The 12,118-nt window shown below is 38.4% G+C and carries 13 protein-coding genes and 2 other annotated features; of the genes, 12 read left to right on the top strand and 1 reads right to left on the bottom strand.

The window, feature by feature from the left end; translation table 11 throughout:
• The first annotated feature begins 207 nt into the window (after positions 1-207).
• Complete coding sequence (locus ACQRBH_RS16555) at positions 208-363, top strand: hypothetical protein (RefSeq protein ID WP_235234161.1); 156 nt, start codon at positions 208-210, stop codon at positions 361-363.
• Positions 364-406: 43 nt separating this feature from the next.
• Here ACQRBH_RS16555 and ACQRBH_RS16550 read toward each other — a convergent pair whose 3' ends face one another.
• Positions 407-667, bottom strand: a complete 261-nt coding sequence (locus tag ACQRBH_RS16550) for a hypothetical protein (RefSeq protein ID WP_427744582.1) — start codon at positions 665-667, stop codon at positions 407-409.
• Positions 668-758: 91 nt separating this feature from the next.
• Here ACQRBH_RS16550 and ACQRBH_RS16545 point away from each other — a divergent pair, with 91 nt between their 5' ends.
• From ACQRBH_RS16545 to ACQRBH_RS16495, 11 genes are all read left to right on the top strand, one after another.
• Positions 759-1,265, top strand: a complete 507-nt coding sequence (locus ACQRBH_RS16545; RefSeq protein ID WP_235234166.1) for an SEC-C metal-binding domain-containing protein — start codon at positions 759-761, stop codon at positions 1,263-1,265.
• A gap of 110 nt (positions 1,266-1,375) precedes the next feature.
• The gene (locus ACQRBH_RS16540) at positions 1,376-1,972 is read left to right on the top strand and encodes a YdcF family protein (RefSeq protein ID WP_427762550.1); all 597 of its coding nucleotides are present in this window, start codon (positions 1,376-1,378) and stop codon (positions 1,970-1,972) included.
• Between the two features lie 37 nt (positions 1,973-2,009).
• Positions 2,010-2,225: a binding site (T-box leader), on the top strand.
• Positions 2,226-2,284: 59 nt separating this feature from the next.
• Positions 2,285-3,142: an aldo/keto reductase gene (locus ACQRBH_RS16535; RefSeq protein WP_427744578.1), complete on the top strand. Its 858-nt coding sequence runs from the start codon at positions 2,285-2,287 to the stop codon at positions 3,140-3,142.
• 16 nt (positions 3,143-3,158) lie between these two features.
• Positions 3,159-3,593 carry an acyl-CoA thioesterase gene (locus ACQRBH_RS16530; RefSeq protein WP_427744576.1) on the top strand — a complete coding sequence of 145 codons (435 nt, stop codon included), beginning with the start codon at positions 3,159-3,161 and terminating at the stop codon, positions 3,591-3,593.
• A 32-nt stretch (positions 3,594-3,625) separates the two neighbouring features.
• Complete coding sequence (thrS, locus tag ACQRBH_RS16525) at positions 3,626-5,551, top strand: threonine--tRNA ligase (protein WP_235234172.1); 1,926 nt, start codon at positions 3,626-3,628, stop codon at positions 5,549-5,551.
• Between the two features lie 71 nt (positions 5,552-5,622).
• Positions 5,623-5,940, top strand: coding sequence for a DUF1540 domain-containing protein (locus tag ACQRBH_RS16520; RefSeq protein WP_235234173.1), 318 nt, complete (start codon positions 5,623-5,625; stop codon positions 5,938-5,940).
• Positions 5,941-6,036: 96 nt separating this feature from the next.
• Positions 6,037-7,413 carry an AI-2E family transporter gene (locus ACQRBH_RS16515; protein ID WP_427762548.1) on the top strand — a complete coding sequence of 459 codons (1,377 nt, stop codon included), beginning with the start codon at positions 6,037-6,039 and terminating at the stop codon, positions 7,411-7,413.
• A 5-nt stretch (positions 7,414-7,418) separates the two neighbouring features.
• Positions 7,419-8,339, top strand: a complete 921-nt coding sequence (gene metA, locus ACQRBH_RS16510; RefSeq protein ID WP_235234176.1) for a homoserine O-acetyltransferase MetA — start codon at positions 7,419-7,421, stop codon at positions 8,337-8,339.
• A 67-nt stretch (positions 8,340-8,406) separates the two neighbouring features.
• Entirely contained in the window at positions 8,407-9,015 is a 609-nt protein-coding gene (locus tag ACQRBH_RS16505) for a formate/nitrite transporter family protein (protein ID WP_427762546.1), read from the top strand.
• A 146-nt stretch (positions 9,016-9,161) separates the two neighbouring features.
• Positions 9,162-10,055, top strand: coding sequence for a tyrosine-type recombinase/integrase (locus ACQRBH_RS16500; protein WP_427744569.1), 894 nt, complete (start codon positions 9,162-9,164; stop codon positions 10,053-10,055).
• 279 nt (positions 10,056-10,334) lie between these two features.
• Positions 10,335-11,720, top strand: coding sequence for an alanine/glycine:cation symporter family protein (locus ACQRBH_RS16495; RefSeq protein ID WP_427762545.1), 1,386 nt, complete (start codon positions 10,335-10,337; stop codon positions 11,718-11,720).
• A 65-nt stretch (positions 11,721-11,785) separates the two neighbouring features.
• Positions 11,786-12,031 (top strand) — a binding site (T-box leader).
• Positions 12,032-12,118 lie beyond the last annotated feature (87 nt).

The raw sequence follows: 12,118 nt of genomic DNA, 5'->3' as shown, positions 1-12,118 counted from the left end.
TCGCCGTACACTCTCAATTACCAACTCACTCATCTAAATTCCCACTTAAGAAATCTATAATAAATATTTTAGGATTCATCCACATCCCAGACACATTTCTCAGATAGAATAAAAGAGAATTGAAATTGTAAAAAGAAGGCATATTTTAGGATAAGTACCAATATAATAATAAGGCGTGAGTATGAATAACAGAATGGAGGTATTACGATGCGACAAAAAAGAGAAGAAAACTACCCAGAGGTAATATCGATGGAGGAATACCTTACGAAAAGAAAAAAAGTCAGAGAAAATGAGCAGAACAAAAGATGGGGAGGAATTGCAAAAGAGGATCATGCAATGGTTCTGGCAGAATTATATGTATAAGAATAAAAGCTGAGACAGGTCGAATTGGAGGACCTGTCTCTTCTTAATTTTGGTCGTGGCCGGAGGCTGCAGATTCATCTGTTTGTTCAGCGTCTTCGATATCTGCCGAACTGTCTTTTGTAAGTTTATAGACAAGCGTGTAAGCATAGAGAAGCACTGGGAATATGATAGTGCAGGCAATAGACGCTTTTAACAGACCTTTGGAGGCAGAATGGTCAATCAGCGCGAACAAGAGCGTACTGGCATACATGCCAAAAAGTAGAATTGCACCAATAGCGGCCAGAATGCGTTTTACTTTTTTCATAAGAATCATCCTTTACATCTTTTCAAGACTTTAGTATATTATATAAAGAGCAAGAGAAAATTGCAAATGAATACAAAGGAGTATAGAAAATATGAGTCGTACATTATTAGAACAATGGCAAGATATTGCTTATAATGAAAAAGCTGACAGAGGACAGCTTCAGAAATTCTGGGGAACTTATTTTCAAATTGAAAAAGAAATCTATGAACAGCTTCTGTCGAATCCAGATGAAGAAGTAAAGGGAACAGTCAAGGAATTAGCTGAAAAGTATGGTCAGGAAGTATTGACTATGGTTGGTTTCCTGGATGGAATCAATGAAAGCCTAAAAGAAGCGAATCCAATCGAGACAATGGATGAGGATACAGTAGTAAGTCTGGCATTTGACAAAGAAAAATTATATAAAAACATGGTAGCTGCAAAGGCTGATTGGCTGTATGAACTTCCACAGTGGAAAGATATTTATTCCGAGGAAGAGTTAAAGAAGCTTTATAAAGAACAGAAAGAATCAGGTACGATTCGCAAAGAGAAGAAGATTGGACGTAATGATCCGTGTCCATGTGGTTCTGGTAAAAAGTATAAGAAGTGTTGTGGTAAATAATGTTTTTAGTTTTGGGAATATTATGTCTGACGTACTATATACTTTTGTGTATTGTATTAAGAAAATGGGATTCAACATTTTCAAGATTCTGGTTGGTGACAGGGATTCTGATGATCTTATGCTGGCGTCTGGCAAGCAGTTTTGAAGTGTTGGAGATGGTCTGGGAGATCCTGGCATGTTTCATGCTCCTGTTTATTGTTACAGAAGGAATCATTGTAACAGGCATGTTCCCAAGGACACGAAAAGAAGTTTCTTGTCTGATTGTCCTGGGTGCACAGGTAAAAGGGAGAAGTATTACGGATTCTCTGAAACGCAGGCTTGATAAGGCACAAGAATATCTGGAAAGATATCCAGATACCAGAGTGATTGTCTCCGGCGGAAAAGGAAAAGGAGAAGAAGTGTCAGAAGCGGAAGCTATGGCGGGATACTTAATCTCTTGTGGAATCGGGCAAAATCGAATCATTCTGGAAGATCAGTCGAGGACAACAAAAGAGAATTTAAAGTTATCTTCTCAGTACATAGAATGTATGGAAGATGAGATAGGAATTGTCTCGAATAATTTTCATATGTATCGCGCCTTACGTTATGCGAGAAAGCTCGGCTATCAACACCCATGTCCGATAGCTGCAAGCTGTCACCCAGTGTTGCTTCTAAATTATATGACCCGGGAATTTTTCGCCGTGTGGAAGATGTGGATATTATCTTGACAAAGAAAATGACCGTGTTATAATGTTTTCATATATGGAAAATACGTTGATGAGACGAGTAAGCTGGGAAATAAATAGCAGAGAGAGAAGTCATTGGCTGAAAGCTTCTTATTTAGGAACCTTCTGAAAACTACCTCTGAGTGACTGAAAAACAGTCCGGTGATTCCGTTATCATCAGTAATAAAGTGGTCTTGGTATTTGATGCCAGGGCAAGCAGGGTGGAACCGCGAGAAGAGAATGACTCGTCCCTTACAGCTGATGCTGTAAGGGATTTTTTATTCTATAAGAAACTTTGAGTAAAGGGTAATCAATATGAAAAGCATTTACGATTGTTATGAATTGAATAATGGGGTCAAGATTCCCTGTGTTGGATTTGGCACATATAAATCATCTGACGGATGTGGCGCAAAGGGTATTCGCTTAGCGATAGAATCTGGTTACCGATATTTTGACACGGCTTCATTTTACCAGAATGAGGAATATCTTGCAGAGGCAATCCGGGAGACAGGAGTGAAAAGAGAAGAGCTTTTTCTGGCGTCTAAGTTATGGAAAGCTGATATGGGATATCACAATGTGAAAAAAGCTTTTCAATCTTCGCTTGAAAAGCTGCAGACAGATTATCTGGATTTGTATCTGATTCACTGGCCATTGCCAGAGGCAGGATATCAAGACTGGAAGCAGTTGGATATTGAGACCTGGCAGGCAATGGAGGAATTATACCGGGAAGGAAGAATTAAGGCGATTGGTGTCAGCAATTTTCTGCCGCATCATCTGGAAAATCTTCTTCAGAATACGCAGATTCGTCCGGCTGTTGATCAGATTGAATTTCATCCGGGACATACACAGGAGATGACATTAGATTATTGTCAGAAAAAAGGAATTCTTGTGCAGGCATGGAGTCCTTTGGGAAGAAGAAGAGTGTTGGAGCATCCATTGCTTGTTGAACTTGCAGAAAAGTATGGAGTTTCTTCGGCACAGATTTGTATTCGTTATGCGATTCAGAGAAATGTGATACCACTTCCTAAGGCTTCATCATATGAACGTATGAAACAGAATCAGGATGTTTTTGATTTTATAATTACTTCAGAGGATATGTATCGAATCGGAACAATGCAGCCGACTGGGTGGTCCGGAGAACATCCAGATTGCGAAAGAATTTATTTTAAATAAAATAGAAGGTGTAAGAATGGATGAATGGAAACCTTATCAACATAAGGTGCAATATTATGAAACTGATCAGATGGGAATTGTGCATCATTCCAATTATATTCGCTGGTTCGAGGAAGCACGGACAGACTATATGGAGCAGATGGGCATGGGATATGATCAGATGGAAGAGAAAGGGATCATAAGTCCGGTCTTATCGGTGGAGGCTGAGTATCTTAGAATGGTTCATTTTGGCGATACCGTTACAATAGAGACTTTTGTTAAGGAATATAATGGAGTCAAGTTGACGGTGGGATATGAAGTGATTTCTTCCAAGACACAGATGGTGTGCTGCCGGGGATTCACAAGACATTGCTTCCTGAATCGAGAAGGAAAACCACTGTCTTTAAAACGGACATGTCTGGATTTCCATAATATGTTTGCAAAAGGTTTAGAAGACCATAAAAATAAATAGCTTGCAATACTAAGAAAAGAGAGGGTAAAAACATGAAAATCACATTAAAAGACGGTTCTTCAAAAGAATATGCCGCAAGCATGTCAGTGTTGGACATTGCAAAAGATATCAGTGAAGGATTGGCAAGAGCAGCAACTTGCGCAAAGGTCAATGGAGATATCGTAGATCTGAGAACAGAGATTTCTGAAGACTGTGAATTGGAACTTTTAACATTTGATTCAGAGGATGGAAAAGGGGCATTCTGGCATACTACATCCCATATTATGGCACAGGCAATCAAACGTCTCTATCCTGAGACAAAACTCGCCATTGGTCCATCTATTGACAATGGATTCTATTATGATTTGGACAGAGAAACTCCATTTGTGGCAGAAGATCTGGAAAAGATTGAAGCTGAGATGAAGAAGATTGTGAAAGAAGCTCTGCCAATCGAAAGATTTACAAAATCCAGAGAAGAAGCAATCGCATATTTTAAAGAAAAAGATGAACCATATAAAGTGGAATTGGTTGAAGATCTTCCAGAAGGAGAGGAAATCAGTTTCTATCAGCAGGGAGAGTTCGTAGATCTCTGTGCAGGACCTCATTTGATGTCAACAAAGAATGTGAAGGCATTTAAGCTGACAAGTCTGGCTGGCGCTTACTGGAGAGGAAATGAAAAGAATAAGATGCTGACCAGAATTTATGGTATATCTTATCCAAAGAAAGCAGATTTGGATGATTATCTGCACATGATGGAAGAAGCAAAGAAGCGTGATCACAGAAAATTAGGAAGAGAACTTGGAATATTCATGATGTGTGATGAGGGACCGGGATTCCCATTCTTCTTGCCAAAAGGAATGGTTCTTAAGAATACATTGTTGGATTACTGGAGAGATCTTCATAAGAAGAATGGTTATGTTGAGATCTCTACTCCGATTATATTAAGCAGACATCTCTGGGAGAATTCAGGACACTGGGATCATTACAAGGATAATATGTATACGACTGTAATCGATGAGGAAGATTATGCAGTGAAGCCGATGAACTGTCCTGGAGGAATGCTGGTCTACAAATCAGAACCTCGTTCTTATAAGGATCTTCCGCTTCGTGTAGGAGAACTTGGTCTGGTACACAGACATGAAAAATCTGGAGCGCTTCATGGATTATTCCGTGTACGCTGCTTTACACAGGATGATGCACATATCTTTATGACTCCGGATCAGATCCGTGATGAGATTAAGGGTGTTGCAGGATTGATTGATGAAGTTTACAGCCTTTTTGGATTTAAATATCACGTAGAGCTTTCTACTCGTCCAGAAGACAGCATGGGAAGTGATGAAGATTGGGAAATGGCTACAGAAGGTCTGAAAGGTGCATTAGATGATCTTGGACTTGATTATGTTGTAAATGAAGGCGATGGAGCTTTCTATGGACCGAAGATTGATTTCCACCTGGAAGATTCCATTGGAAGAACCTGGCAGTGTGGTACAATTCAGCTTGATATGCAGATGCCACAGCGTTTTGATCTGGAATATACAGGCGCAGATGGAGAGAAGCATCGTCCGGTTATGATTCACCGTGTTGCATTTGGTTCTATCGAGCGTTTTATCGGTATTCTGATTGAGCATTTTGCAGGAGCATTCCCAACATGGCTTGCACCGGTACAGGTAAAAGTACTTCCAATTTCAGAGAAACATCTGGAATATGGACAGAAGGTGCTGGCTGAACTGGAAGCAGCAGGAATCCGTGCTGAGATCGATGAAAGAGCCGAAAAGATCGGTTATAAGATTCGTGAGGCACAGATGAATAAGATTCCTTATATGCTGGTTGTGGGCGCAAAGGAAGAAGAACAGAATCTGGTATCTGTAAGAAGCCGTTTTGCTGGTGATGAAGGTCAGAAAGAGATTGGAGCATTTATCAAAGATATCAAAGAGGAAATTGATTCCAAGACACAGCGTGAAGTTGTAAAAGAGGACTAAACAGACGGTTAAAGCTTAGAAAACAGGGCATAATATACCATGATATTTTATAATATTTAGGAGGTAAGATTATGCCAGAATTAAAATGTACAGTACAGACATGTACTCATAACAAGAATTTCTATTGTGATTTGGACAGCATTGTGGTGGGAGGAAATTCTGCGAAGCGTTCAGAAGAGACTTGTTGTGATAGTTTTGAAGAACGTAAGGGAGATTCTTACAGCAATGTAACAGGAGAAGCTTCTTCGAAAAGTGATATTGATTGTAAGGCAACTGAATGTATGTATAATGACGAATGTAAATGTCATGCCGGAAAGATCAGTGTAGAAGGAAGCGATGCTTGTCAGTGCGAACAGACAGAATGTGCCACTTTCAAGTGTGGATGTTAAAAGGGAAAGGGAAGCGTTGAGCTTCCCTTTTTTAGTTGACGAGGATTTGCGCAAAGGGTATAATTATTTTATCTGCGTAGGGAAGAGGATGATAGAATGAACATGGAAGAAGAGCCAAAAAAAGAGGAACAGGAAAAGTCGAAAAGTTCAAGTGGACAGGCTTATTATTCCAGCAGACCAAAGATTGGAGGAAGAGGACCTTCCAAGCTGCGCCAGCAGTTTAGCAGGGGAATGTCATATTTTCTTGTGATTGCGGCCAGCCTTATATTTTATTTTGTATTATTAAGACTAACGAATCTTTCGGATGGTTTTCTGACTGTTTTCGGAGTTTTGAAGCCGGTGGTATATGGCTGCGTGATTGCATATCTGTTGAATCCAATTGTTAGAAAAATTGATAAATACCTTGTGCCTGCTTTGGAAAGATACATAAAGAAACGTGAAAAAGCAGAGAAGATTTCGCGTGGTGTTGGTATTTTTGTGTCGCTGGTCTTGATGGTTGTGCTAATTGTGACATTGTGTAATCTGTTGTTGCCGGAGTTATATTCAAGTATTCGGAATTTGATTTTTACATTGCCAAGACAGTTGACCGAATTGGTAAATGAACTTAGTGACGTGAAATTTAACGATTCTACTACATCAAAATTAGTCAAGACAGGGATACAAGAAGGAACTGATATGTTTCTAAACTGGTTGAAGACCGACTTTTTAGATAAGGTGAATGCATTCATGTCGAATTTGACCGTAGGAATGATTAATTTTCTAAGTGAATTGTTTGATGCATTGATCGGAGTAATTATATCTATCTACCTGCTATTTAGCAAAGAACTATTTGCACGTCAGACAAAAAAGTGTGTCTATGCTGTTTTTTCTCCAAGACATGCGAACATGATACTTCATCTGACTACAAAAGGTAATGAGATATTTGGTGGATTTATTATCGGGAAACTTATTGATTCGGCGATTATTGGAGTATTATGTTTTATAGTTCTTAGCATATTGAAGATGCCTTATGTGGTTCTGGTCAGTGTAATTGTCGGAGTTACCAATGTGATTCCATTTTTTGGACCATATATTGGTGCGATTCCAAGTGCAATCTTAATTCTGCTGGTGGATCCAGTCAAGGGAATTTATTTTATTATTTTTATTTTGTTGTTGCAGCAGTTTGATGGGAATATCCTGGGACCGAAGATATTGGGTAATTCTACAGGATTATCGGCTTTTTGGGTTATCGTGGCAATTCTCCTTGGGGGTGGATTGTTCGGATTCGTAGGAATGATTATGGGTGTTCCTACATTTGCAGTTATCTATTACATTGCGGAGATGATTATTAATTATCGACTGGAGCGGAAGAAATTGCCAGAAGAATCTAAGTATTATGATACTATGAGCTACGTTGATGACGAAGGGAATTACTGCCATTCAGAAGAGCAGAGAATGGTGATAAATGAAGAAAAGAAAGAAAAAGGGGAATAAGTACTATGCCAATTAGAGTTCAAAATGATCTTCCGGTAAAAGAGATACTGGAAAGTGAAAATATATTCGTGATGGATGAACACCGGGCAACACATCAGGATATCCGTCCAATTAAGATCGGACTTTTAAATCTGATGCCATTAAAAGAGGATACAGAACTTCAGATATTAAGATCGCTGTCTAACACGCCGCTGCAGGTGGACGTTACTTTTGTGATGGTTTCAAGTCATCAGGCTAAGAATACATCCGTAAGTCACTTGAACAAATTTTATCAAAAATTTGAAGAAATTAAGAATCAGAAATTTGATGGTTTTATCATCACCGGTGCGCCTGTAGAGCAGATTCCGTTTGAAGAAGTTGATTATTGGGATGAATTGACAGAAATTATGGAATGGACGAAAAAAAATGTGACATCAACACTTCATCTTTGTTGGGGAGCACAGGCAGGAATTTATTATCATTATGGAATTGATAAAGTACAGATGGATAAAAAGGTATTTGGTGTGTTCTGGCATAAAGTTTTGAATCGGAAGATTCCATTAGTTCGAGGTTTTGATGATGTTTTTTTGGCACCGCATTCTCGCCATACAGAGGTACCGATGGATAAAATCCGCGCAGATAAGAGATTAACTGTACTTGCGGAGTCAGAAGAAGCCGGTCTGTTCCTTGCTATGGCCCAGGACGGCCGCCAGATCTTTGTGATGGGACATCCAGAATATGACAGAGTTACACTTGATGGAGAATATAAGAGAGATTTGAGTAAAGGTCTTCCAATTGAAATACCGAAAAATTATTACAAAGATGATAATCCGGAGAATAAACCATTGTTGACATGGAGGGCAACGGCAAATAATCTCTATACGAACTGGCTGAACTATTATGTATATCAGGTAACACCGTATGATCTCATGGGAACACCATTTTAGAGCAATTTGTAAGAAGAGAATAGAAAAGAAATCGTCAGTTTTCCTAATTGGGGCGTAGGAGGAGAAGATGAAGAAGAATATTAAGATGTTTTTGTTGGCTGTAGGAGCAGGACTTGCAATTTCAATTGGTGGAACAGTATATTTATCTGTGGATAATAAAATTATTGGATCCCTGTTATTTGCTGTAGGATTGTATGCTATTGTGTTAAATGGTCTCTTTCTTTACACAGGAAAGGTCGGATATCTGGTTGTTCAGAGCGACAAGATAGAATATCTGGGCCTTCTGGCTATTACTTGGCTTGGTAATCTGGCAGGTACCTGGATTGGGGCAGTGGCAGTTTTAAATACAAGGATTCAGGGAATCCGTGAAAATGCAGTCGGTATCTGTGAGACGAAGCTGGCAGATGAGCCGTTGAGTATTTTCCTGCTTGCCATTTTTTGTGGTATTTTAATGTATATTGCTGTAGATGGATTTAAAGAGAAAGAGAATCCTCTGATTTTATTTTTCTGTGTCAGTGTTTTTATATTAAGTGGATTTGAACACTGTATTGCCAATATGTTTTATTTTAGTATTGCAGGAGCATGGTCGTTAAAAACAATTGTTTATCTGATAATTATGACGTTGGGAAACAGCCTGGGAGGTGTGTTGATTCCAAGCCTGAAAAAGTGGAAATAGTCAAAAGAGATAAGAATTAAGTATGCAGTTGCAAAATTGCATACTTAATAAAAGATCACAAATGTTATAGTATGAAGTATACTCATAACATATCATAGGTTCCGCTTCGCGGATATAATCAATCAGGAAAGGAGAAAACAATAAGTATGAATCAAGAGAATTTATTCAGTCAAGGGATTTGGAATGATTTTAAGACACATTTTAAAAGTATTACAACAGAAGCCTCCTATCGGACCGATATACGTGAAATTATGAACTATTTTCAAAAAGATTTTTTTGAGATAAGAGAAGTAGAAGTGAAAGAATATTTTGCTGTGTTGCAGAATAAAGTTAACAAAGGAGCATTAAGACCTGGAACGATGGCAAAAAAGTTTCGGGAATTACATTCTTTTGCTGAGTATGTGTACGAAAACCATGAAAAATACGGGATAGATAAGGATTATCGAGATTATTATTATCCATATTTGAAGGTGGTGGCGAAGCAGGAAAAACATGTTAAAGCTGTTCCTTTGGAACATATAGACCGACTCCTTTTGGCTGCAGAAGAAGATAGAATGGCATATTGTATTATTGTATTGCTTTATCGGGTCGGTCTTACTTCTACGGAAATTGTAGAGCTTAAACCGGAAGACTTTGTTATATATGAAAACGGAGTATATGTATCTATAATAGATCGCAGAGAAAAAAGTTTTATTCCAGAGGATGCAGTTCGAGTGATTGAGTGTTATATCAATGAACGAAAAGAGAATACGTTTTTATTCTATAATAGTCGTGGAAATAAACTAAATCCGATGTACATTAGTCGATTAATGAAAAAATATGCAAAGAAAGCTGGAATTCCTTGCTATAGTGCGGAAAGTATACGGAATACCTGTGGAGTTACAATGTTTTCTTATGGCGCAGATTCCAGACAAGTAGCGAAGCAAATGGGAATAACGAAAGTGCAGATAAAACGTTATGATAATGTTATATATCGTGATAGTATTCAAAAGGCGGCAAATAATCTGGTTAAAGTCAAGGTAGAACCGCCAACGACATAATTTTGTTTTTTTATGTCAAAACGTCAGAAAATTCACACATATAAACATTTTGGTTTGGTTTAGGATGATAAAAACGAAGAAAAATCTTTATAATTCTGTATTTGCAAAAAATTAAATGTCAATTTTGTAACAATTATTGATATTTAGAATACAATGAGGTAAAATATAAACAGGTGATATACGAGAGAGTACCGACGAACATGCCGATACTCTTTTGATTTATCAGAATGTTTACAAAAAAGTGCATATGAAAAGCAAAGGAAGAAAAGGGGGAATAATATGCTAGATGCTATTAATTCAGTAGTGAACACCATTAATGGAGTGGTTTGGGGATGGCCGATGATCATTCTCTTGTTAGGAACTCATGTTTTTTTGACAATCCGTACTGGCTTTATTCAGAGATACACAATTTCAAGAGGTATTAAGCTGTCAGTAACAAAGGATCCAGAAGCAGAAGGTGAAGTATCAAATTTTGCGGCTCTGACAACAGCTTTGGCAGCTACAATTGGTACCGGTAATATCATTGGTGTTGGTACAGCGATTGCACTTGGAGGACCTGGAGCTGTTTTGTGGTGTTGGTTGACAGGTGTATTTGGTATTGCTACGAAATATGCAGAATCTTTCATCGCTGTAAAATACAGAGTAAAAACAGAAGATGGCCGTATGCAGGGTGGTGCAATGTACGCTCTGGATCGTGGTTTGAATATGAAGTGGCTTGGCATGTTGTTTGCAATTTTTGCTGGTTTTGCTTCTTTTGGAATAGGTTGTGCCACACAGGTAAATGCGATTGCAACCGTATGTAACGAGAACTTTGGTATTCCTCCAGTTGCAGTTGGAATCATTATTGCAATCCTTACTGCAATCGTTATTTTTGGAGGTATCAAGTCCATTTCCAAAGTATGTGAAAAATTGGTTCCATTTATGGCAATTTTCTATGTTCTGGGATGTATTATAATTTTATTTATGAATTATGATTACATAATTCCAGCTATTGGAACAATCTGCAAGCTTGCATTCACACCGGGAGCAGCAGCAGGTGGTCTGGTAGGTACTGGTATTATGGCAGCAATGCGTTTTGGTGTTGCCAGAGGTCTTTTCTCTAATGAATCTGGTCTTGGTTCCGCTCCTATTGCAGCAGCAGCAGCTCAGACAAGAAATCCGGTTCGTCAGGCATTGGTATCTTCTACTGGTACATTCTGGGATACAGTAGTTGTATGTTTAATGACAGGTCTTGTATTGGTAACGACAATCATGAAGAACCCATCTATCAATGCGGATGAAATTGATAATGGTGGTGTCCTTACATCCATGGCGTTCTCACAGATTCCTTATCTTGGCCCAATTATTCTGACATTAGGTATTATCGCATTTGCTTATTCTACAGTTCTTGGATGGGCATACTATGGCGAACGTTGCGTAGAGTATTTTGGTGGTAAGAAGATTCTGGTTCCATATCGCATTCTTTATATCGTAGTAGCAGCAATAGCTCCTGTAGTGGCACTTGATCTTGTATGGTTGATTGCTGATACATTGAATGCATTGATGGCAATTCCAAATATAGTTGCGGTGCTTTTGTTGTCCAATGAAATGGTTCGGGAAACAAAGAAATATATTAATGATTTGGACGCAAAAGATGATACACCAATTCCAGTTATTAAGGATTAATTAAAAAAATAAAAACTTTGACTTGACAAATGCACTTTATTGGATTAAAGTTATGTTGTAAATAAGAAAAACCGATGAGAAAGAGAAGTAGTTTATCTAATGACATTAAAGAGAGCGGCAGATGGTGGAATTGCCGTATGAAGTTGATAGATGAATGGACTTTCGAGGGCAGCCGGAAATCTTTAGAGAGTATGGTTTGTCGGGAACCGAACCCGTTATCAATCAGGAGTGTATGTTAGTACATGAGAAAAGTGGACGATTCGTCAATTTGAGTGGTACCGCGATAATAAGATATTATTACCGCCTCAAACATTATAGTTTGAGGCGGTTTTCTTTTTTGAAGAAAGTGCCGTAATCCACGAATTTTCTCTCCTAACAGCAAAAGTAAATTTCATAAA

Source organism: Bariatricus sp. SGI.161 (assembly GCF_050313695.1).
GTDB lineage: Bacteria > Bacillota > Clostridia > Lachnospirales > Lachnospiraceae > JAFBIX01.
This window is presented reverse-complemented; position numbering and strand designations above follow the sequence as displayed.